The following is a 20,698-nucleotide window of genomic DNA, read 5'->3' as shown; positions in this document are numbered from 1 at the left end:
GCTGCGACCAGGTTTCATGCATTGGCTTGTTTTTTAATGTTTCAACAGCAAGCAAGGCCAGACCCTGTAGGGACTGACCTATAGAAAGATTTTGGCGATTTTGCAAACGGTAATGTTCACCAAACATGTCAGCATCTCAGACGCGGATCGGGCATTTCAGACCTCGCGCCATACAATACCGCATACCGGCAAGCATCACCCCACCCCCTTCATTGCTTGGTCTGGACGTCTTGCGCGCGCATCGACAGGGCTATGCGCTCAGCGGTACCGATCGGGATCTCGCCCACCACGGTGACCATCATGTCGCCCTTTGGCGTGGTCAGATGCCGCGATACGGCAACGGTCGGACCGAGCTGGGCGCGGGTATCAGTCACTGATTCACCGTCAAGGGACTCCAGGAATACCGAGAAACGCGCCAGACCATCGTCGTACATCAGGCTGCTGACCGTAGCCTTGGTTTGCGGGTCCTTGCGCACGTAGCTCTTGACCAGTTCGAAGCCAGGCGGCACCCAGTCCGAGCGCCAGCTCGCCAGGGCTTCGGCTGCCTGCGGCGGAACCTGGGCAACAGCCTTGCAGTTGTCGCTCGGCTTCAGCTCCTGCTCAGTCGGCACGGCTTGCGTGTTGAGCCCGGTGAACTGAAAGCGTTCCAACAGTTGCCCCTTGTCATTGATCAGCAGTGACTTGAGGGGCAAACCGGTGTCTTTATCCAGATGCAGCTCGAAGGCGTATCGGTGCTGATCGCGCGGCTTCAGCGACACGATATCCACCTCACGGCCGGCCACGCGCGTCTCGCCCACGGTCTTGATGTCATACCACGACATCAGTTTGAGGGGATCGAGCAAACGACCGGATGAATCAGGGGTATTGCCGACACCTGCAACCAGCGTCCCACTCACGCATTGGGTTTTCCCGTCGACCCGTAGCACTTCCTGGGGCAAACCATCGAGTTGCAGCAGCCGCTCGATGACCTTGCCATCCTGAACACGGTGCCAGATCCTGTGGGTCGAAAAGATACCGTTACGTTCGTAGACAAAAGTGCCCTGGAAGTCTTGCTCACGCTCGGCCTGGGCCAGACGGTTGAACAGAGTGGCGATCCTGGCATCCGCAGGGTCTGCGGCATGCGCCGGAAGAGCCAACCATCCACCGAGCAGAAGCGGAATGAGAGGTAGGGCGCGCATGGTCCTCCTTAGCGATTTTCCAGGCTGGCGGCGCGTGCGTATGGCAGTGCGCTTTCGGTGCCTTTAAGAGCAGCTTCCTGGGCGTGCTGGCGCAAGTAGCCAGGCAAACGCTGGTTGTCCCAGCCGGCCTGACCTTGCAGAACGCCGTTGGCCATCGGGCCGGTCGCTTGCTCGGAACTTTCACTATAGCCTGCCAGAACGGCGGGGCCTTGAACTTGTGGTACAGCCACGCCTTGTTGGGCCGATTGCTGCGCCGCGAGTTGCACGCCGGAGATTTCATCCTGGTTGTACAGACGCACGCCGGCCAGCACGGCAACCGTCACCGAAGCTGCGACCGCGAGGCGGCCCAGGCTGCGCCAGGGACCACGAGAAGCCTTGACCGGTGCTGCTTCGTCCGCCAATGCCGCCGAGACTGCGGCCGCGATATCCAGCTGCGGCAACAGCAATTCTTTGTGCATCGCTGCACGGGCAACCTGATAACGCGACCAGGTGGCACGGGTTTCAGAATCGTCGACGGCACTCAGTACCCGACGTAATTCCAGTTCGTCCGCTTCGTTATCCATCACCGCGGACAGCGATTCCTGCAGGGCTTCACGACTCATGGCGGTTCCTCTCTTGGCTGTCGCCGCTGTCTCAGTGTTCCTGCAACAACGGCTGCAGGGCTTTATCAATGGCCTCCCGAGCGCGGAAAATTCGAGAGCGCACGGTACCTACCGGACACTGCATCACACTCGCAATGTCCTCATAACTCAGACCATCAAATTCACGTAAAGTTAAGGCCGTACGCAAATCTTCTGGCAGTTGCTGGATGGTCCGATGGACAGTGCCTTCGATCTCATCGCGCAACAACGCACGCTCCGGTGACTCGAGATCCTTGAGGCCATGATCGCCATCATAGAACTCCGCATCTTCAGAACTCACATCGCTATCAGGTGGCCGTCTGCCACGGGACACCAGATAGTTTTTCGCCGTATTAATGGCGATGCGGTACAGCCAGGTATAAAACGCACTGTCGCCGCGAAAATTACCCAACGCCCGGTAAGCTTTGATAAAGGCTTCCTGCGCCACATCCTGGGCTTCATGGGTGTCGTGCACGAACCGCACGATCAACCCGAGAATCTTGTGCTGATACTTGAGCACCAACAGATCAAACGCTCGCCTGTCGCCGCGTTGGACGCGCTCGACAAGCTGCTGATCCTCTTCCTGGGTTAGCATGAACACTCCTCGTTGTTCTTGAAGGAGCGTTGCAACAGCCATCGATCAGGCTTGCAAACATAGACTCGGGCTTTTCGCAAAAGTTCTCCCCTCCAAGCAAGTTTCCTGCAGGCCTGCATTTCACCTGCACGAAAAACGCCGCACGGTCTTGGCCGGCTGCGTCAATAATCTGGTCGTCGAGTCCGCCAGCAGGGCCAGGACCTCAGCTCTGCCTCACACCGACGCTGCACCTTTTATGCGGGGCAACCTGCTATGGATACCCGGGCCCTATAGAAAGTTCCCATACACCACAGCGACTACCCGGAAACACTGGGCGAAACGGCATCTGTTTCACAGGCGAAACCGCAACAAGGCGCGGGTTTGCGTAGCAAACCTCACCGCCTGACTGCTATAAAGGCTGCCCGATACACTTCACAATAGTTCCACAATGCCATAAAGGCTCAGCTATTGTGCCGATCCCCCCCTCTATATACTAGGGGGCTGAACCCGACAGACATGCCTGCAAGGTCGCTTTGCGCGGAATCCGGAAATGAGCCAACAATATCAACATGATGTACTCGTGATTGGCAGCGGCGCGGCCGGCCTGAGCCTGGCCCTGAGCCTGCCTGGTCACCTGCGCATTGCCGTATTGAGCAAGGGCGACCTGTCCAATGGCTCGACTTTCTGGGCCCAGGGCGGCGTGGCGGCGGTGCTCGATGACGCCGACACCGTGCAGTCCCATGTCGAAGACACGCTCAATGCCGGTGGCGGCCTGTGCCACGAAGATGCCGTGCGCTTTACTGTTGAGCACAGTCGCGAGTCGATCCAGTGGCTGATCGATCAGGGCGTGCCCTTTACCCGGGATGACAGCGCCAGCGCCGACGATGGCGGTTTCGAATTTCACCTGACCCGCGAAGGCGGTCACAGCCATCGGCGCATCATTCATGCTGCCGATGCAACTGGTGCGGCGATATTCACCACCCTGCTGGCCCAGGCGCGCAAGCGTCCCAATATCGAGCTGCTGGAACAGCGCGTGGCTGTGGACCTGATCACCGCACGTCGGCAAGGCCTGGAGCAGGACCGCTGCCTGGGCGCCTACGTGCTCAACCGCGCAACCGGCGAAGTCGATACCTTCGGCGCACGCTTTACCGTGCTGGCCACCGGCGGCGCGGCCAAGGTCTACCTCTATACCAGCAACCCGGACGGTGCCTGCGGTGATGGCATCGCCATGGCCTGGCGCGCCGGTTGCCGGGTCGCGAACCTGGAGTTCAACCAGTTCCACCCGACCTGCCTGTATCACCCGCAGGCCAAGAGTTTCCTGATTACCGAAGCCATTCGCGGCGAGGGTGGCCTGCTCAAGTTGCCCAATGGTGAACGCTTCATGCCGCGATTCGACCCGCGCGAGGAATTGGCACCCAGGGACATCGTGGCCAGGGCAATCGACCATGAGATGAAGCGCCTGGGTGTGGATTGCGTCTACCTGGACATCAGCCATAAACCCGCTGACTTCATCAAAAGCCACTTCCCGACGGTCTACGAGCGCTGTCTGAAGTTTGGCATCGACATCACCCAGCAACCGATCCCGGTGGTGCCGGCTGCCCACTACACCTGTGGCGGCGTGCTGGTCGACCAGCACGGCCTGACCGACGTGCCCGGGCTCTATGCCATCGGTGAAACCAGCTTTACCGGCCTGCACGGCGCCAACCGCATGGCCAGCAACTCACTGCTCGAATGTTTCGTCTATGGCCGCTCGGCTGCCAACGACATCATTGCCAAGCTGGGCGACATGCCCATGCCCGAACAACTGCCCGGCTGGGATGCCAGTCAGGTTACCGACTCGGACGAAGACGTGATCATCGCGCACAACTGGGACGAATTGCGGCGTTTCATGTGGGACTACGTGGGCATCGTGCGCACCAACAAGCGCCTGCAACGGGCCGAGCATCGGGTCCGCCTGTTGCTGGACGAAATCGACGAGTTCTACAGCAACTACAAGGTCAGTCGCGACCTCATCGAGCTGCGCAATCTGGCCCAGGTGGCCGAACTGATGATCCGGTCGGCCATGCAGCGCAAGGAAAGTCGCGGCCTGCACTACACCCTCGACTACCCTGAGCTGCTACCCGAGGCCCTGGACACTATTCTGGCGCCGCCCACCTACGTCGACTGAATTTCAGGCGCAAGCGCAGGCGCCGGTGCTGCACCGGCTCCAGCGCGTCAGCAGGAATGCACAGGCCGTGCACCCAGCGCCGGCCTGCCCAGCGAAAACGCAGCACGACCAGCCCGGGCAATGCCAGGCTGTCACGCTGCAACTGAACAGGCTGCCAGCCGCAGGCGTCGCGCCACAACTGCCAGCCCGAGGCGTCACGACGCAATCCCGTAACCGCCTGGGGATGATTCAACAGGATGTAACGCGGCAGTGACCAGGCAGCATGGGCCAGGCACAGGACGATGCCAGCCAGGCTCAGCCACAGGGGTATCTCAAGCAGGACCAGTGATACCAGCGCGAGCAGCTGGCCGATCAGGTAAGCCGCCAGCAAGTACCCGGAGGCCCGCCAGCGGCATTCGAAGCCTTCACTTGGGCTGGACACGATCCAGGATCATGCGCACCATGCGCTGCAGCTCAGGGTCTTCGGACTCGGTACGTTCCATGAACCAGCCGAACATGTCCTGGTCTTCGCATTCGAGCAGATTGCGATAGCACTCGCGGTCCACTTCGTTCAGGTGCGGGTAGACCTCTTTGACAAAGGGGACCAGCAGCACATCCAGCTCGAGCATGCCGCGACGGCTATGCCAGTAGAGCCGGTTGAGTTCAACATCTTCGACCATGGAGCTCTCCTCAAATAGGCCGCCAGTATACAGGGGCCAGCCGCCCGGAGCACTTCTCGATGGTCGGCTTGCCCAACTACCTATTTTCCCGGCAGCGCTCTATGATGGAGCCCAGTCTTTTCTACCTTGCGATGACCAATGGCCGATTCAGCTTTTTTCTGCACGCTATCCCACGAAGGCGTCCTCGCCGTCCGCGGCTCGGATGCCGGCAAATTCCTGCAAGGCCAGTTGACCTGCAACCTCAATTACGTCAATGAGCATACCGCCACCCTGGGCGCCCGCTGCACCCAGAAAGGCCGCATGCAATCGAGTTTCAGACTGTTGCTCGAAGGCGATGGCTGCCTGCTGGCCATGGCCCGTGATCTGGTCGAGCCACAGCTGGCGGACTTGAAGAAATACGCCGTGTTTTCCAAGTCGAAGTTGACCGATGAGAGCGCTGCCTGGGTTCGCTTTGGCTTGAGCCAGGGCGATGGCGCACTGGCCAGTCTCGGCCTGGAGCTGCCACCAGAGGTCAACGCGCAGGTTAACGCCAACGGCCTGATCGCTGTTCGCGTTTCCCCCAGCCGCGCCGAACTCTGGGTGCCGGCCGAGCAGGCACCGAGCGTTCAAGCCAAGCTTGCCGCACAGCTGCCCGAGGGCGACCTCAATGCCTGGCTGCTGGGCCAGATTCGCGCCGGTATTGGCCAGGTCATGGCCCAGACCCGCGAACTGTTCATCCCGCAAATGCTCAATTTGCAGGCAGTGGGCGGCGTAAGCTTCAAGAAGGGTTGCTACACCGGCCAGGAAATCGTCGCGCGCATGCAGTACCTGGGCAAACTCAAGCGCCGCCAGTATCGTCTTGAGCTGGAAGGCAGTGACTTGCCCGAACCTGGCACCCCGGTATTCTCACCGATCCATGCCAGTTCGATTGGCGAAGTCGTTCTGGCTGCCGCCAGCGCTGCAGGCCGCATCGAGTTGCTGGCGGTGCTGCAGGCCGAGGCCGTGGACAATGGCATCCTGCATCTGGACAGCTTGGAAGGCCCGCGCGCATCCTTGCTCGATCTCCCCTACGAACTGGACCGCGACCGCGAAATCCAGCGCTGAGCAAATCCCCTCTCCAAGCGTCGACGAGCCTGCTCGTTGACGTTTGCTCCGTGACAACGCTTTAGAGAACACAGATGAGTGAGCTGGCCCGGATGGTTCAAACGCAGTTGCTGGCGGCCATCGACAATGATGATCTGGTCCTGCCGACACTGCCCGAAGTCGCCCTGAGAATCCGCAAGGCGGCAGAAGACAGCGATATCGGCGTCGGCACTTTGAGCCGCGTGATAGGCAGCGATGCGGCGCTTTCTGCGCGCCTGATCAAGGTGGTCAACAGCCCGTTGTTGCGTGGAACTCTTGAAGTCACTGATCTGAACGCCGCCATAACCCGGCTGGGCGTCAATTACAGCTGCAATCTGGCCATCGGCCTGGTCATCGAGCAGATCTTTCATGCCCGCTCGGCCGTGGTTGAACAGAAAATGCGCGAGGTCTGGGCCAACAGCCTGGAAGTGGCAGGGATCAGCTACGAACTCTGCCAGCGCTATACCCGGCTCAAGCCGGATCAGGCGGCCCTCGCGGGCCTGGTGCATCAGATTGGCGTGCTGCCCATTCTCACCTATGCCGAAGAGCACAATGAGCTGCTCTCCGATCCGGTATGCCTGAACCATGTCATCGAGCGCATTCACCCGTTGCTAGGCGACAAAATCCTCAGCGTCTGGGAGTTCCCGGAAATGCTGATCAAGGTCCCCAGCCTGTCCCAGGACGCCCAGCGTCGCTCTGCCCAGGCCGACTATGTCGATGTGGTACAGGTCGCCTCGCTGCTCAGTCAGGCCGATGATGAAAACCGTTCGTTCGACGCCCTGCCCGCCTGCCGACAGCTGGGCCTGGACCTGTCCACCCTTGGTGTCAGCGACCTGCATGCAGCACGGGCCATGTTTCACTGATCGGGAATAAAGCTCACACGCACTTTCAATCCGGCCTGCGCACCTTCGTGCAGGCTGATCTGGGCCAGGTGCGCCCGGCAGATTTCACCGACGATCGCCAGGCCAAGTCCGGTACCCTGGGCGCGGCGCTTGTAGAAACGCTGGAAAACCCGCTCGCGCTCCTCTGCGGGAATGCCCGGGCCGTCGTCTTCGACTTCCAGCACCGCCGGCGCGCCGACCCGCAGAATGACATTGCCACCGGCTGGCGTGTGGGCCAGGGCATTGTCGATCAGGTTGCTCAGCAGCTCATTGAGCAGGGTCGGCTCGCCGCGCAACCACACCGGTTCTTCGGCCTCCAGCGCCAGGGCCACGCCCCGCGCATGGGCCAACGGCGCCATGGCCATGCCCAGTTCGCGGGCCAACTGGCTGAGATCGAGTCGCTGCGCCCCGCCTTCGGCAATCGCTCGGGCACCGTTTTCGACCCGGGCCAGCGACAGCAGTTGGTTGGCCAGGTGGGTCATCTTGTCGGTGCCTTGCGCCACGGTTTCCAGGGTCTCGCGCCAGACCTCGGGTTGCGGTGAACGCAGGCCCAACTCAACCCGTGCCTTGAGCGCAGCCAGCGGGGTACGCAGTTCATGGGCAGCATCGGCGATGAACTGCGCCTGCCGTTCGAACTGCCCACGCAAGCGCTCGGTGAAATGGTTCAGGGCCCCTACCAGCGGCGACAGTTCCCGTTGCACCTCCACCAGCGGCAAGGGCCGCAAATCATCCGGCTGGCGATCCTCGACCGCTGTGCGCAAGCGCTCCAGTGGCCGCAACGCCGCACTGATGGCAAACCACACAAGCAAGATAGCCCCAAGACCCAGCATGCCCAGGCGCAACAGCGTGTCCGTCATCAGACTGCGCGCCATGCGCACCCGCGCCTCTTCGGTCTCTGCCACGCGGATTTCCGCCATGCCATTCATGTTCGGCTCGGAGACGGCCTTGAGCAGGCTGACCACGCGCACGTCCTGGCCCAGGTACTGGGCATCATAGAACCGCGCCAGGGCCGGATAATCATCGGTCCGCGGCGTGCCTGGCGGTGGCGCCGGCAGGTTCTCGTAGCCGGAAATCAGCCGCTGGTTGATATCGTTGACCTGGTAGTAGATTCGCCCGGCGCTGTCATAGGCAAAGGTGTCGAGCGCGATGTAAGGCACATCGGCGCTCAGCGTGCCGTCACGCTGGGACAGACCGGCAGAGATCGTCCGTGCCGAGGCCAGCAAGGTACGGTCATAGGCCGTGTCGGCGGCTTCGCGGCCGTTCCAGTAAGCACTCATGCCACTGGCCACCATCAGCACCAGCAACAGTAGCACCAGGTTCCACAACAGGCGCCAACGCAGGCTGCCGGCGCTATGTCTCACAGAGCTAAGCATCACGATGCTCAAGCAAGTAGCCCAGGCCCCTGAAGGTCACGATGGCCACCGCGTGCCCATCGAGTTTCTTGCGCAGGCGATGCACATAGATTTCGATGGCGTCGGCGCTGGCCTCCTCGTCCAGACCGAAGACCTGGGCCGCCAATTGCTCCTTGCTCATGACCCGCCCGGGCCGGGCAATCAAGGCTTCGAGCACGGCCTGCTCACGGGAGGTCAGGGTCAGCAGTTCATCACCCAGGGTAAATCGGCGGGTGTCGAGATCATAGACCAGCACCCCGCAACGCTGCTGGCGTTCACCACCCAGCACGCTGCGGCGCAGCAGGGCCTTGACGCGGGCCTCGAGCTCCGTGAGTTCGAAGGGCTTGGCCAGGTAATCGTCGGCCCCCAGGTTCAGGCCATGGACCCGATCCTTCACATCGCTGCGGGCCGTCAGCATCAGCACCGGCAGGTTCTTGCCGCGGGCACGCAAGCGCGCCAGCACTTCGAAACCGTCCATGCGTGGCAGGCCCACATCGAGGATCACCACGGCATATTCCTCGCTGCTCAAGGCCAGGTCGGCCGCCACGCCATCATGCAGTACGTCCACGGTCAGGCCCGTACTTTTCAAGGCCTGGGCGATGCTTTCGGCCAACTGCAAATGATCTTCGACGAGTAAGACACGCATCGACTTCTCCTAAGGCGCTGGCCTCTCGGGGGGCCATTTCTGGCGCGGAGTTTACAGGCGCTTGGGCGTCTGTGAAGCCATGTCGACAATGAAAGCTGTTTGAAAGGTTAGCGAAAGCTTCAGGTCTTAGCATCGGTTAACGGTCGAACTCACAGGCCGTAATAACGAAATACGCCTCGACGCGTTTTCGGCACTTATAAGAACAATAACGGAGTCACAAACGATGCTGTCCATGCAGCCTCAGGCCACCTCGCCTGCTCGTATCTTCCGTCTGCACCCCACAGCACTCGCCAGCGCCGCCGCATTTGCCGGCTTCTCGCCACTCGGCCACGCCGCCTTCTTCGAAGACAGCAGCGCAACCTTCGAAACCCGCAACATGTACTTCAACCGCGATTTTCGTGACGGCACCAGCGCGCAGCAATCCAGGCGCGACGAGTGGGCCCAGGGGTTCATGCTCAACCTGGAGTCGGGTTACACCGATGGCGTCGTCGGCTTTGGCATCGATGCCCTGGGCATGCTCGGGGTCAAGCTTGACTCCAGCCCCGACCGCACCGGCACCGGCTTGCTGCCGACCCATGATGATGGCCGCGCAGCCGACGAATATTCCAAGCTCGGCGTGACCGGCAAGGTGAAGATTTCCGCCACGGAGCTGAAGGTCGGCACCCAGATTCCCGAACTGCCCATCCTCAAGGCCAATGACGGGCGCATCCTGCCGCAGACCTTCGAAGGTGGCCTGCTGACCTCCAGGGAAATCAGGAACCTGACGTTCACCGGTGGCCGCCTGGACAAGACCAGGGACCGCGATGACACCAACTGGGAAGACATCGCCCTGAACAACAAAAACGGCCGCTTCCTCGGTACAGCGACCGGCAACCATTTCGATACCGCGGGCCTGGACTACAAGTTCACCGACAAGATCACCGGCAGTTACTACTTCGCCCAACTCGACGACGTCTACCGACAGCACTTCGTCGGTCTGACCACCTCGCAGAAACTGGGCCCGGGGACCTTCGCCAGCGACCTGCGCGCTGCTTTCAGCGATGACCAGGGCCAGGCGCGCGGCGGCAACATCGACAACACCTCGCTCAACGGCATGCTCAGTTATGGCCTCAGTGGCCACAAGTTCAGCGCCGCCTACCAGCACATGTCCGGCGATACGGCGTTCCCCTATGTGGATGGCAGTGACCCGTACCTGGTCAACTTCGTTCAGATCAACGACTTCGCCGGCGCCGACGAGCACTCCTGGCAAGCCCGTTACGACTATGACTTCGTCGCCCTGGGCATTCCCGGCCTGAGCTTCATGAGCCGTTATGTGAGCGGCGATAATGTGAAGCTGAACAATGGCGGTACAGGCAACGAGTGGGAACGCAACAGTGAAATCAAATACGTGGTGCAAAGCGGCGCGTTGAAAAACGTCGCGGTGCGCCTGCGCAATGCCAGCTACCGTTCGGATTTCGCCCGCGACGCGGACGAGATGCGGTTGTTGGTCAGCTACAGCGTGGCTCTCTGGTAAACCCTGATAACAATAACTTCCGTGGAGACTGACGATGACCCTTTCACTGCGCCAAATCGCCCTGGCCGCCGGCTGCGTGCTTCTGTCCAGCCAACTGTTCGCCGGCGAACCGAAACGTCCCGAATGCATCGCGCCGGCATCGCCCGGTGGTGGCTTCGACCTGACCTGCAAACTGGTCCAGAGCGGCCTGCTCAATGAGAAGCTGCTGACCAAACCCATGCGTGTGACCTACATGCCTGGCGGCGTTGGCGCGGTGGCCTACAACGCCGTCGTCGCCCAGCGCCCTGCCGATGCCGGGACCCTGGTGGCCTGGTCCAGTGGTTCGCTACTGAACCTGGCCCAGGGCAAGTTCGGTCGCTTCGACGAGAACGCCGTGCGCTGGCTGGCAGCCGTGGGCACCAGCTACGGCGCCATCGCCGTGAAAAGCGACTCGCCCTACAAAAACCTCGATGACCTGGTGAAGGCCATCAAGGCCGATCCGAGCAAGGTGGTGATCGGCTCCGGCGGCACCGTCGGCAGCCAGGACTGGATGCAGACCGCACTGATCGCCAAGGCCGCCGGCATCAACCCGCGCGACCTGCGCTATGTGGCCCTGGAAGGCGGCGGTGAAATCGCCACCGCCCTGCTCGGCGGGCACATCCAGGTCGGCAGCACCGACATCTCCGACTCCATGCCACACATCCTCAGCGGCGACATGCGCCTGCTGGCCGTGTTCGCCGAAAAACGCATCGACGAACCGGAAATGAAAGACATCCCGACCGCCAAGGAACAGGGCTACGACATCGTCTGGCCAGTGGTGCGCGGCTTCTACCTGGGGCCGAAGGTCACCGACGAAGAATACGCCTGGTGGAAAGACACCTTCGACAAGATGCTCGCCTCTGAAGAGTTCGCCAAATTGCGCGACCAGCGCGAACTCTTCCCCTTCGCCATGACGGGCCAGGAGCTGGACACCTACGTGAAAAAACAGGTGGCCGATTACAAGGTGCTGGCTCAGGAATTTGGCCTGATCCAATAAGTCCCTAAATGTAGGGAGATCCTTGCTGGCCTCATCGCTGGCAAGCCAGCTCCCACAGGGACAACTGCAATCCACAGATATCTGGTTTGACACAAAACACTGTGGGAGCTGGCTTGCCAGCGATCGACCGCAAAGCGGTCGCCTATCCGAGGATTCCACCCATGATCCTGCAACGCATCTTCGCGCTGGCGCTCCTGCTCGCCTGCGCCGCCCTGGCCGTCATGGCCTGGCCCTACCAGGCCGCCTTTTCCTATGAACCGGTGGGCCCGCGCGCCTACCCCTTGTTGATCCTGCTCCTGATGGGCCTCGCCCTGCTGTACATGCTGTTTCGTCCCGCACCGATCGTACACAGCGATGAGGACCCCGAACTCGATCGAGCCACCCTGAACAAGATCGGCGCCTGCGTGGTGCTGCTGCTGGTGTTCGCCGGCCTGTTCGAACCACTGGGCTTCATCCTCAGCAGCATGTTGATCGGCATTCCCATGGCCCGCCTGTACGGCGGTCGCTGGCTGCCCGGTGCGCTCATCATCAGCCTGATGAGCGTCGGCCTCTATGTGCTTTTCGACCGAATCATGGATGTGCCATTGCCCCTGGGCCTGCTCGACGTTCTGGAGAATTGACATGGATACCCTCAACTACCTGGGCCAGGGTTTCGGCGTTGCCCTGACGCCGTACAACCTGGTCACCGCCCTGACCGGCACCCTGATCGGTACCGTGGTCGGTCTGCTTCCGGGCCTGGGCCCGATCAATGGCGTGGCTTTGCTGATCCCCATCGCCTTCGCCCTCGGCCTGCCACCGGAATCAGCATTGATTCTGCTGGCGGCGGTTTATCTGGGCTGCGAATACGGCGGCCGGATCAGCTCGATCCTGCTGAACATCCCCGGTGAAGCCTCTACGGTGATGACCACCCTGGACGGCTACCCCATGGCTCGCCAGGGGCTGGCCGGGGTCGCACTGTCGCTGTCGGCCTGGAGTTCATTCATTGGTGCGTTCATCGCCACCTGCGGCATGGTCCTGTTCGCACCGCTACTGGCCAAATGGGCGATTGCCTTCGGTCCGGCGGAATACTTCGTGTTGATGGTCTTCGCCATCGTCTGCCTCGGCGGCATGGCCGGCGACCGACCGCTCAAGACCTTTGTCGCGGCATTGATCGGGTTGTTCCTGTCCAGTGTCGGCATCGATGCTAACAGCGGCGTGTATCGCTTCACCGGGGACAACGTGCACCTGGCCGACGGCATCCAGTTCGTTGTGCTGGTGCTCGGCCTATTCTCCATCAGCGAGATCTTCCTGCTGCTGGAGAAAACTCATCGTGGCCAGGAAGCGGTCAAGGCCACCGGGCGCATGATGTTCAATTTCAAGGAAGCCGCCTCGGTGTTCGTGGTCAATATCCGCTGCGGCCTGCTGGGCTTCATCATGGGGGTTCTGCCCGGTGCCGGCGCGACCCTGGCCAGCGCCGTGGCCTACATGACCGAGAAGCGCCTGGCCGGTGCCAGCGGCACCTTCGGCCAAGGTGACAAACGCGGCCTCGCCGCACCGGAAACGGCCATCGGCGGCGCAGCCTGTGGCGCCCTGGTGCCCATGCTGACCCTCGGCGTACCCGGTTCGGGCACCACGGCGGTGATGATCGGCGCCCTCTCGCTGTACAACATCACCCCTGGCCCACTGCTGTTCCAACAGCAACCGGACATCGTCTGGGGGTTGATCGCGTCGTTGTTCGTGGCCAACGTCATGCTGGTCATCCTCAACATCCCGATGATCCGCCTGTTCACCCGCATCCTCTCGGTGCCGAACTGGGCGCTGGTGCCGGTGATCGCGATCATTACCGCGATCGGCGTCTACGCCGTGCATGCGACCACCTTCGACCTGTTCCTGATGATCGGCATCGGCATCTTCGGTTACATCCTGCGCAAGCTGGATTTCCCGCTGTCGCCGCTGTTGCTCGGTTTTATCCTCGGCGGTCTGATGGAGCAAAACCTGCGCCGGGCCCTGTCGATTTCCAATGGCGCACTGGAAATCCTCTGGTCCAGCCCGATCACCTTCGGTGTCTGGGTACTGACCGCGATCATGTTGCTGGTGCCGCTGCTGCGTATCTGGCGCAAGCGCAGCGTTCAGCGTCGTGCCTTGGCCGATGTCTGATACAGCCTTCAAACAATGGTGGGGCACGCCCCTTGTCGGTCTGGCGGGCGGTTACATTGCCAGCCAGATCGGCTGGCCGCTGCCGTGGATGGTCGGCTCGTTGCTGGCGATCATCCTGGTGCGCTGCCTGACACCCTGGCAGTTGGGCGAGATTCCCGGTGGGCGCAAGTGCGGTCAGTGGATCGTCGGCATCGGGATCGGCCTGCACTTCACACCATTGGTGCTGGAGCAGGTACTGAGCCATTTCGGCCTGATCTTCTTCGGCGCATTGGTGACCAGCCTGTCCAGCGTGGTCGGGGTCTGGTTGCTGCGCCGCACCGGTGAGGATCGCGCTACCGCTTTCTTTTCCAGCATGCCGGGCGGGTCCGGTGAAATGGTCAACCTCGGTGCGCGCAATGGTGCAACGCTCAGCCTGGTCGCGGCCGGGCAGAGCCTGCGGGTACTGGTGGTAGTGCTGTGCGTACCCGCCGTCTTCAAATACCTGTTGGGCGACGGTGTTCCCCTGCAGGGTACGGGTAGCGTGGATTGGCGCTGGCTGGCCCTGGTTTTCCCGCTGGGTGCCCTGCTCGCCTGGCTCTGGCAATCCCTCAAGCAACCCAACCCCTGGTTGTTCGGCCCCCTGCTGGTCAGTGCCGTGATCAGCATCGTCTGGAACCTGCACATCAGCTTGCCCCATGGCGCCAGCCAGGTCGGGCAGTGGTTGATCGGCAGTGGGTTGGGCTGTCACTTCAACCGGGCATTCTTCCGCAGGGCCCCCTCTTTCCTGGGGCGCACCCTGATCGGCACCGCCCTGACCATGCTGATCGCAGGCCTGGCCGCCCTGGGCCTGAGCACCCTGACCCAGCTGGACCTGCGCTCGTTGACCCTGGGCATGATGCCCGGCGGCATCGCGGAAATGAGCCTGACGGCCGAGACCCTGCAATTGTCCGTGCCATTGGTCACGGCCTTGCAGGTGATGCGCTTGTTGTTTGTGCTGTTTTTGGCGGAACCGTTGTTCAGGCACTGGAACAAGGAGGACCTTGTCTGAATCGCGCTGCCCCTTCTGCTACCCGGTGCAGCCGGGTAGCAGGCCTTTACTCACAGGTCAGGCAGCTTCCAGTCGATAGGCGCCAGCCCGTTCTGCTCGAGGAATTTGTTGGTACGGCTGAAGTGCCCATTGCCGATAAAACCACGATAGGCCGACAGCGGCGATGGATGTACGGAAGTCAGGACCAAATGCTTGGTCGCATCGATCAGCTTCTGCTTGCTCTGGGCATGCGCCCCCCACAATAGAAACACCGTGCTGGCCTGATGCTCGCTCACGGTCTGGATGACACGGTCGGTGAAATGCTGCCAGCCCTTGTTGGCATGGGAGGCTGCAGTGGCCCGCTCCACGGTCATGGTGGTATTGAGCAACAGCACGCCCTGGTCGGCCCAGGATTGCAGGCAGCCATGGTTGGGGATGTCGATATTCAGGTCGCGTTTGAGTTCTTTGTAGATATTGAGCAGCGACGGTGGCGTCGGCGTGCCCGGCTGGACCGAGAAGCACAAGCCATGGGCCTGGCCCGGGCCATGGTAGGGGTCCTGACCCAGAATCACCACTTTGACCTGGTCCAGCGGGGTCGAATTGAGCGCGTTGAAAATCAATGGGCCTGGCGGAAAGATTTCCTTGCCGGCAGCGTACTCCTGGCGCAGAAATTCGCGCAGCTCGACCATGTAGGGTTGGTCGAATTCGGCACGCAGGGCCTGTTTCCAACTGGGTTCAAGTTTGATGCGGTCGTCGTCGGCGGTCATGGGGTCACCAAAAAAACAATGGGCGGACACTAGGAAAGTGAGCCGTGCTTGTCAATTGATCCGACCGATAACCAGCACATTCTCTGACAGCGTACATACTTGGTATCCACCAACCGACAGGGGGCCGCGATGAACCTGCATTTTGAAGAGCGCACCGGTGTCGACGGTGCCCGGATTGGAATCGCCACGCTGGATGTCGAAAAATCGCTCAACGCCCTTTCGCTGCCGATGATCGAGGTACTCAGCGAACAACTGGATGCCTGGGCACTGAACCCGGAGATCGTCTGCGTGCTGCTGCGCGGCGAAGGTGCCAAAGCCTTCTGTGCCGGCGGTGACGTGCGCAGCCTGATCGAAGCCTGCCGCCACCATCCCGGCGTCGTGCCACCGCTGGCCGCACACTTTTTCGCTGCTGAATATCGCCTGGACTACCGCCTGCACACCTACCCCATGCCACTGATCTGTTGGGGCCATGGCTATGTATTGGGCGGCGGCATGGGCTTGTTGCAGGGCGCCAGCATCCGCATCGTCACCCCCAGCAGTCGGTTGGCCATGCCGGAGATCAGCATCGGCCTGTACCCGGATGTCGGCGCCAGCTGGTTTCTGGCACGCATGCCCGGCAAGCTGGGGTTGTTCCTGGGGCTGACCGGCGCCCATATCAACGGGCGCGATGCCCTGGACCTGGGCCTGGCGGACCGTTTTCTGCGCGATGAGCAACAAGAAGACCTGATCGACGGCTTGCTGCAACTGAATTGGCAGGAACAGACGCCCATGCAGCTCAACAGTCTGCTCAAGGCTCTTGAGCAGGAGGCACTGGGGCAGATGCCCGAAGCCCAGTGGTTGCCGCGCCGGCATCAGATCGACAGCCTGCTCGATGTCAGCGACCCGGTCTGCGCCTGGCGAGCCATCAGCCGCCTGCAACATGACAACGATACCCTGCTCAGCCGTGCCGCGCGGACCATGAGCGAGGGCTGCCCGCTGACCGCACATCTGGTCTGGCAACAGATTTACCGGGCCCGGCATATGTCCCTGGCCCAGGTATTCCAGATGGAATACACCATGAGCCTGAACTGTTGCCGTCACCCGGAGTTCAGTGAGGGAGTGCGTGCGCGGCTGATCGACAAGGACAACAAGCCGCATTGGCATTGGCCGGACATTGCCGCCATTCCCGAGGCCGTGATCGAAGCGCACTTCGCCAAGGCCTGGGAGGGGCGCCATCCGCTGGCGGATTTGAACGGTTATTGAAGGGGGCGGTCAGCGGTGCCCGCCTCGGCCGTCGCGACCGCGGCGACCGTCGTGGCCGTCATGTCCGTCGTTGTTGCTGTGGCCCCAATCCTGCCTGTTACCGCGATCCCAATTCCCCCTGTTGCCGTGGTCCCAATCACCTCGGTTACCACGGTCCCAATTCCCCCTGTTGCCGTGGTCCCAATCACCGCGGTTACCGCGGTCCCAATCCTGCCTGTAGCTGGGTGGCCCGTGGCGATAACGCGGGTCCGGGCCCCGGCCCGGGTAGTATCGGTTATAACCGGGCACTGGCGCAGGACGGTAGTAAGAGTGAGGAGGTGGCGCGTAGTAGCGCGGTGACGGTGCTACGTAATAGCCACGGTTGTTGGGGTAGTAATAAGGGCGATAACCAGGGTTGTAATAGCCTGGATAGGAGTAGCGATCGACGGTATAGACTTCGCTTTGGTAATAACCATCTCCTTCATAAGGAACACAAGCAGTCGTCAGCAAACCCAGCAACACAATCAGCAAAAGTCGGCGATACATGGCGGCCTCCTGGACCGCAAACTGCCCATCCCAGCGACGCTGGTCGGCGTCGATCAGCAGTTGCTCATCGACATAAGATCAGACAGCGAAAAGGGGGTGCGGTGCCCTTGCTGAAATAATTTGATACAAGGGGTTGTGGATCCATTCACGGGGCTCATCGCTGGCAAGTCGAGGCGTAGCACCGCAGCTCCCACAGAGGTCAGTTCAGTGGTTCCCTGTGGGAGCGGGCTTGCCCGCGATGAGGCTACAACTGACAAAACGCTCCAGCCCAGTGCACGCCCGCACCACAACACAGCAAAGCCAAACCTGCGGCCGCCCTGAACAACCCCGCCTACCGCTCTAAAACAACCCTCTCAAACACTTGGCACGCCTCTCGCTTTACAACCCCCAGGCAGGCGTCATCAAAGGTTCGCGACATCACAATTTGCAATGGCTGACTAGGGTTCCGGCTCGCGCAAGCGAGTGGCTGGTCCGAGAGTCGGCGACCTCCAGTTGAGGTTACACGGCGGGATAAAAGCCCGGGAGACAGGACACCAACGGGTGTCGCTCGACTCCTGCCCCGCCCTTGATCAACTGGAGAACCCTTCATGCACAAGCCACGATTGCTCGCCCTGCTCGCCGCCGGTTTCGCCGCTGCATTGAGCATCTCCTCCCATGCTGCCAGCAAAGACCATTTCAGTGTCTGCTGGACCATTTATGCCGGCTGGATGCCATGGGACTACGCCAGCGCCCAGGGCATTGTCGACAAGTGGGCGAAGAAGTACGACATCAGCATCGATGTGGTCCAACTCAACGACTACGTCGAATCGATCAACCAGTACACCGCCGGCCAATTCGATGGCTGCACCATGACCAACATGGACGCCCTGACCATCCCCGCCGCCGGCGGCGTGGACAGCACCGCGCTGATCGTCAGCGACTTCTCCAACGGTAACGACGGCATCGTGCTCAAGGGCGAAGGCAAGACCCTGGCCGACCTGAAGGGCATGGACGTCAACCTGGTCGAGTTGTCGGTCTCGCACTACCTGCTGGCCCGGGGTCTGGAACGCGCGCGCCTGTCCGAGAAAGACCTGAAGGTGGTCAACACTTCCGACGCCGATATCTCTGCCGCCTTCGACACCGCCGACGTCCAGGCCGTGACCACCTGGAACCCGATGCTTTCGGATATCAAGGGCAAGCCGGGCGTGACCGAAGTGTTCAACTCCAGCCAGATCCCGGGCGAAATCATGGACATGATGGTGGTCAACAGCGCCACCCTCAAGGACAACCCGGCCCTGGGCAAGGCGCTGACCGGCGCCTGGTTCGAAGTCATGGCGCTGATGAACAGCCAGGGTGCCAACACGACTGCCGCGCTGGAACATATGGCCAAGGCCTCCGGCACTGATCTCGCGGGTTTCCAGGCGCAACTGGCGACCACCAGACTCTTCTACACCCCGCAAGAAGCCCTGGACTTCGCCACCAGCCCGAAACTGCCGGCAACCATGGACAAGGTCGCGCAGTTCTCCTTCAGCCATGGCTTGCTCGGCGAAGGCGCCAGGAGTGCCGGTGCCGTCGGCATGGCCTTTGCCAAAAACATCACCAGCGGCGACAAGGGCAACCTCAAGCTGCGCTTCGACCCGACCTACGTGCAAATGGCCGCCGACGGCACCTTGTAATCTGCTCAAAGGTAATTGCCATGCGCCTGATCAATCGCCACCCGGACCGCTCCAGTCGCCTGCTGCTGGTGATCCTGCCGTTCGCCCTGCTGCTGTGCGCCTACTTCATGGGCTCGACCACCCGGCTGACGGAAAACCCCAACGACAAACTACTGCCCAGCGCCGCGCAAATGGGTGATGCGGTCAAGCGCATGGCTTTCATCGAAGACAATCGCAGCGGTGCCTACCTGCTTTGGCAAGACACGGGTTCCAGCCTGCAACGCTTGGGGCTCGGCCTGGGCATCAGTGCGCTGGCCGGCCTCGGCCTGGGCATTGCCGCAGGTACCTTGCCATTGTTCGGGGCCTCCTTGTCGCCGTTGCTGACGGTTCTGTCGATGGTGCCGCCGCTGGCGATCCTGCCGATCCTGTTCATCGTCTTCGGCCTGGGTGAGCTGTCCAAGGTGATGCTGATCGTGATCGGCATCACGCCGATCCTGGCCCGCGACCTGGAGCAACGGGCCCGGGAGATTCCAGCGGAATTGCTGATCAAGGCGCAGACCCTCGGTGCCTCGACCTGGACGCTGATCCTGCGGGTGATCCTGCCGCAATTGCTGCCGCGCCTGCTGATCTCCCTGCGGTTGGTACTGGGGTCGGCCTGGTTGTTCCTGATCGCAGCCGAAGCCATCGCCTCGACCGACGGTCTGGGCTACCGGATCTTCCTGGTGCGCCGTTACCTGGCCATGGACGTGATCCTGCCCTACGTAGTCTGGATCACCCTGCTCGCCTGGCTCATGGACCTGGGCCTCAAGCGCCTGACCCGACTGGCGTTCCCCTGGTACGAAGGAGCGCGGCCATGAGCTTTATTTCGGTCAACAACGTGTGGCAGCAATATGCCGAGCAAGTGGTACTCGAACGCCTCAACCTGACTATCGACGAGGGTGAGTTCTGCACTCTGGTCGGCACCTCAGGTTGCGGCAAGTCGACCTTCCTGCGCCTGCTGCTGGGCCAGGAAGTGCCGAGTCGCGGCCAGATTCTGCTCGACGGCCAGCCACTGATCGGCGAGCCCGATGCCAGCCGTGGCGTGGTGTTCCAGCGCTACTCGGTGTTCCCGCACTTGTCCGTACTCGACAACGTTGCGTTGGGTCTGGAATTGCCCCGCTCACCGTTTCTCGGCCGCCTGTTGGGCAAGGCCAAGCGCGATGCTCGCGAACAGGCCGCCGTCATGCTTGCGAAAGTCGGTCTGGGCCATGCGCTGGACAAATATCCGGCACAGCTGTCCGGTGGCATGCAACAGCGCCTGGCCATTGCCCAGGCCTTGATCATGCAGCCGCGCATTCTGCTGCTCGACGAACCCTTCGGCGCCCTCGACCCCGGCATCCGCAAAGACATGCACGCCCTGCTGCTGGAGTTGTGGCGCGAGACGCGACTGACGGTGTTCATGGTCACCCATGACTTGTCCGAAGGTTTCAGCCTCGGCACCCGCCTGCTGGTGTTCGACAAAGTTCGCCTGGACCCGCACGCCCCCCATGCCTATGGCGCCCGCATTACCTACGACATTCCCTTGAACAGCGATCGCCGTGCCGCCCGCGCCGCCGTCGACGCTCTGCCCGCCCATGTGGCCGGCCGCCTGCAAACAGCCTGAA

20 protein-coding genes and 1 riboswitch are annotated in these 20,698 nt (G+C 61.6%); of the genes, 12 read left to right on the top strand and 8 right to left on the bottom strand.

Annotation, left to right across the window (positions count from 1 at the left end; translation table 11 throughout):
* Positions 1-209 precede the first annotated feature (209 nt).
* From F2S13_RS02165 to rpoE, 3 genes are read right to left on the bottom strand one after another with little or no spacing between them, the layout of a single operon-like run.
* A complete protein-coding gene (locus F2S13_RS02165; RefSeq protein WP_166358597.1) occupies positions 210-1,178 on the bottom strand; it encodes a MucB/RseB C-terminal domain-containing protein in 969 nt (322 codons plus the stop codon).
* Positions 1,179-1,186: 8 nt separating this feature from the next.
* Positions 1,187-1,780, bottom strand: a complete 594-nt coding sequence (locus F2S13_RS02160; RefSeq protein WP_166358595.1) for an RseA family anti-sigma factor — start codon at positions 1,778-1,780, stop codon at positions 1,187-1,189.
* A 31-nt stretch (positions 1,781-1,811) separates the two neighbouring features.
* Entirely contained in the window at positions 1,812-2,393 is a 582-nt protein-coding gene (gene rpoE, locus F2S13_RS02155; RefSeq protein ID WP_166358593.1) for an RNA polymerase sigma factor RpoE/AlgU, read from the bottom strand.
* Positions 2,394-2,922: 529 nt separating this feature from the next.
* Between rpoE and nadB the strand changes: the two genes are divergently transcribed.
* Positions 2,923-4,539: an L-aspartate oxidase gene (nadB, locus tag F2S13_RS02150; protein WP_166358591.1), complete on the top strand. Its 1,617-nt coding sequence runs from the start codon at positions 2,923-2,925 to the stop codon at positions 4,537-4,539.
* On the opposite strand, the gene F2S13_RS02145 is transcribed toward nadB, so the two are convergent.
* Both F2S13_RS02145 and F2S13_RS02140 read right to left on the bottom strand, forming a co-directional pair.
* Entirely contained in the window at positions 4,508-4,960 is a 453-nt protein-coding gene (locus F2S13_RS02145) for a protein YgfX (protein ID WP_166358589.1), read from the bottom strand. The two genes, nadB and F2S13_RS02145, sit on opposite strands and share 32 nt — an antisense overlap.
* Positions 4,944-5,198 (bottom strand): FAD assembly factor SdhE, encoded by a 255-nt coding sequence (locus F2S13_RS02140; RefSeq protein WP_166358587.1) that lies wholly within the window; start codon positions 5,196-5,198, stop codon positions 4,944-4,946. The genes F2S13_RS02145 and F2S13_RS02140 overlap by 17 nt, the downstream gene beginning before the upstream one ends.
* A gap of 138 nt (positions 5,199-5,336) precedes the next feature.
* On the opposite strand from F2S13_RS02140, the gene ygfZ reads away from it, so the two are divergent.
* Both ygfZ and F2S13_RS02130 read left to right on the top strand, forming a co-directional pair.
* The gene (ygfZ, locus tag F2S13_RS02135) at positions 5,337-6,281 is read left to right on the top strand and encodes a CAF17-like 4Fe-4S cluster assembly/insertion protein YgfZ (RefSeq protein ID WP_166358585.1); all 945 of its coding nucleotides are present in this window, start codon (positions 5,337-5,339) and stop codon (positions 6,279-6,281) included.
* A 74-nt stretch (positions 6,282-6,355) separates the two neighbouring features.
* Positions 6,356-7,162: an HDOD domain-containing protein gene (locus F2S13_RS02130; RefSeq protein WP_166358583.1), complete on the top strand. Its 807-nt coding sequence runs from the start codon at positions 6,356-6,358 to the stop codon at positions 7,160-7,162.
* On the opposite strand, the gene F2S13_RS02125 is transcribed toward F2S13_RS02130, so the two are convergent.
* Both F2S13_RS02125 and F2S13_RS02120 read right to left on the bottom strand, forming a co-directional pair.
* Complete coding sequence (locus tag F2S13_RS02125; RefSeq protein ID WP_166358581.1) at positions 7,156-8,553, bottom strand: sensor histidine kinase; 1,398 nt, start codon at positions 8,551-8,553, stop codon at positions 7,156-7,158. The two genes, F2S13_RS02130 and F2S13_RS02125, sit on opposite strands and share 7 nt — an antisense overlap.
* On the bottom strand, positions 8,546-9,217 hold the full coding sequence (locus F2S13_RS02120) for a response regulator (RefSeq protein WP_166358579.1): 672 nt from the start codon (positions 9,215-9,217) through the stop codon (positions 8,546-8,548). Before F2S13_RS02120 ends, F2S13_RS02125 begins: the two co-directional genes overlap by 8 nt.
* A 223-nt stretch (positions 9,218-9,440) precedes the next feature.
* Between F2S13_RS02120 and F2S13_RS02115 the strand changes: the two genes are divergently transcribed.
* The 5 genes from F2S13_RS02115 to F2S13_RS02095 all read left to right on the top strand — a co-directional run bounded on the left by F2S13_RS02115 (position 9,441) and on the right by F2S13_RS02095 (position 14,908).
* A complete protein-coding gene (locus F2S13_RS02115) occupies positions 9,441-10,730 on the top strand; it encodes an OprD family porin (protein ID WP_166358577.1) in 1,290 nt (429 codons plus the stop codon).
* A gap of 28 nt (positions 10,731-10,758) precedes the next feature.
* A complete protein-coding gene (locus F2S13_RS02110) occupies positions 10,759-11,745 on the top strand; it encodes a Bug family tripartite tricarboxylate transporter substrate binding protein (RefSeq protein ID WP_166359199.1) in 987 nt (328 codons plus the stop codon).
* A gap of 161 nt (positions 11,746-11,906) precedes the next feature.
* The gene (locus F2S13_RS02105; protein WP_166358575.1) at positions 11,907-12,365 is read left to right on the top strand and encodes a tripartite tricarboxylate transporter TctB family protein; all 459 of its coding nucleotides are present in this window, start codon (positions 11,907-11,909) and stop codon (positions 12,363-12,365) included.
* Between the two features lies 1 nt (position 12,366).
* On the top strand, positions 12,367-13,881 hold the full coding sequence (locus F2S13_RS02100) for a tripartite tricarboxylate transporter permease (RefSeq protein WP_166358573.1): 1,515 nt from the start codon (positions 12,367-12,369) through the stop codon (positions 13,879-13,881).
* A complete protein-coding gene (locus F2S13_RS02095) occupies positions 13,874-14,908 on the top strand; it encodes an AbrB family transcriptional regulator (RefSeq protein WP_166358571.1) in 1,035 nt (344 codons plus the stop codon). The genes F2S13_RS02100 and F2S13_RS02095 overlap by 8 nt, the downstream gene beginning before the upstream one ends.
* 50 nt (positions 14,909-14,958) lie before the next feature.
* On the opposite strand, the gene ung is transcribed toward F2S13_RS02095, so the two are convergent.
* Entirely contained in the window at positions 14,959-15,654 is a 696-nt protein-coding gene (ung, locus tag F2S13_RS02090) for a uracil-DNA glycosylase (protein ID WP_166358569.1), read from the bottom strand.
* A 129-nt stretch (positions 15,655-15,783) separates the two neighbouring features.
* Here ung and F2S13_RS02085 point away from each other — a divergent pair, with 129 nt between their 5' ends.
* The 4 genes from F2S13_RS02085 (at position 15,784) to F2S13_RS02070 (ending at position 20,697) form a co-directional block, all read left to right on the top strand.
* Positions 15,784-16,896, top strand: a complete 1,113-nt coding sequence (locus F2S13_RS02085) for an enoyl-CoA hydratase/isomerase family protein (protein ID WP_166358567.1) — start codon at positions 15,784-15,786, stop codon at positions 16,894-16,896.
* A gap of 951 nt (positions 16,897-17,847) precedes the next feature.
* A riboswitch (guanidine-I (ykkC/yxkD leader) is annotated at positions 17,848-17,948 on the top strand.
* Positions 17,949-18,008: 60 nt separating this feature from the next.
* Entirely contained in the window at positions 18,009-19,076 is a 1,068-nt protein-coding gene (locus F2S13_RS02080; RefSeq protein WP_166358565.1) for a putative urea ABC transporter substrate-binding protein, read from the top strand.
* 20 nt (positions 19,077-19,096) lie between these two features.
* Positions 19,097-19,912 carry an ABC transporter permease gene (locus tag F2S13_RS02075; protein WP_166358563.1) on the top strand — a complete coding sequence of 272 codons (816 nt, stop codon included), beginning with the start codon at positions 19,097-19,099 and terminating at the stop codon, positions 19,910-19,912.
* Positions 19,909-20,697 carry an ABC transporter ATP-binding protein gene (locus F2S13_RS02070; protein WP_166358561.1) on the top strand — a complete coding sequence of 263 codons (789 nt, stop codon included), beginning with the start codon at positions 19,909-19,911 and terminating at the stop codon, positions 20,695-20,697. The genes F2S13_RS02075 and F2S13_RS02070 overlap by 4 nt, the downstream gene beginning before the upstream one ends.
* Position 20,698: the final 1 nt, after the last annotated feature.

Origin of the sequence: Pseudomonas akapageensis (assembly GCF_011355085.1) — a bacterium.
GTDB classification, from domain to species: Bacteria; Pseudomonadota; Gammaproteobacteria; order Pseudomonadales; family Pseudomonadaceae; genus Aquipseudomonas; species Aquipseudomonas akapageensis.
Note: the sequence above shows the minus strand (reverse complement) of the source record. Positions and strands in the feature narration are given on the sequence as shown.

What these genes read in the sequence shown, in the direction of transcription:
- F2S13_RS02070 (WP_166358561.1), top strand. Translation starts at nt 19,909, where the DNA reads ATGAGCTTTATTTCGGTCAACAACGTGTGGCAGCAATATGCCGAGCAA.
- F2S13_RS02095 (WP_166358571.1), top strand. Translation starts at nt 13,874, where the DNA reads ATGTCTGATACAGCCTTCAAACAATGGTGGGGCACGCCCCTTGTCGGT.
- F2S13_RS02085 (WP_166358567.1), top strand. Translation starts at nt 15,784, where the DNA reads ATGAACCTGCATTTTGAAGAGCGCACCGGTGTCGACGGTGCCCGGATT.
- nadB (WP_166358591.1), top strand. Translation starts at nt 2,923, where the DNA reads ATGAGCCAACAATATCAACATGATGTACTCGTGATTGGCAGCGGCGCG.
- F2S13_RS02080 (WP_166358565.1), top strand. Translation starts at nt 18,009, where the DNA reads ATGCACAAGCCACGATTGCTCGCCCTGCTCGCCGCCGGTTTCGCCGCT.
- F2S13_RS02125 (WP_166358581.1), bottom strand. Translation starts at nt 8,553, where the DNA reads ATGCTTAGCTCTGTGAGACATAGCGCCGGCAGCCTGCGTTGGCGCCTG.
- F2S13_RS02100 (WP_166358573.1), top strand. Translation starts at nt 12,367, where the DNA reads ATGGATACCCTCAACTACCTGGGCCAGGGTTTCGGCGTTGCCCTGACG.
- F2S13_RS02160 (WP_166358595.1), bottom strand. Translation starts at nt 1,780, where the DNA reads ATGAGTCGTGAAGCCCTGCAGGAATCGCTGTCCGCGGTGATGGATAAC.
- rpoE (WP_166358593.1), bottom strand. Translation starts at nt 2,393, where the DNA reads ATGCTAACCCAGGAAGAGGATCAGCAGCTTGTCGAGCGCGTCCAACGC.
- ung (WP_166358569.1), bottom strand. Translation starts at nt 15,654, where the DNA reads ATGACCGCCGACGACGACCGCATCAAACTTGAACCCAGTTGGAAACAG.
- F2S13_RS02165 (WP_166358597.1), bottom strand. Translation starts at nt 1,178, where the DNA reads ATGCGCGCCCTACCTCTCATTCCGCTTCTGCTCGGTGGATGGTTGGCT.
- F2S13_RS02105 (WP_166358575.1), top strand. Translation starts at nt 11,907, where the DNA reads ATGATCCTGCAACGCATCTTCGCGCTGGCGCTCCTGCTCGCCTGCGCC.
- F2S13_RS02140 (WP_166358587.1), bottom strand. Translation starts at nt 5,198, where the DNA reads ATGGTCGAAGATGTTGAACTCAACCGGCTCTACTGGCATAGCCGTCGC.
- ygfZ (WP_166358585.1), top strand. Translation starts at nt 5,337, where the DNA reads ATGGCCGATTCAGCTTTTTTCTGCACGCTATCCCACGAAGGCGTCCTC.
- F2S13_RS02075 (WP_166358563.1), top strand. Translation starts at nt 19,097, where the DNA reads ATGCGCCTGATCAATCGCCACCCGGACCGCTCCAGTCGCCTGCTGCTG.
- F2S13_RS02115 (WP_166358577.1), top strand. Translation starts at nt 9,441, where the DNA reads ATGCTGTCCATGCAGCCTCAGGCCACCTCGCCTGCTCGTATCTTCCGT.
- F2S13_RS02120 (WP_166358579.1), bottom strand. Translation starts at nt 9,217, where the DNA reads ATGCGTGTCTTACTCGTCGAAGATCATTTGCAGTTGGCCGAAAGCATC.
- F2S13_RS02130 (WP_166358583.1), top strand. Translation starts at nt 6,356, where the DNA reads ATGAGTGAGCTGGCCCGGATGGTTCAAACGCAGTTGCTGGCGGCCATC.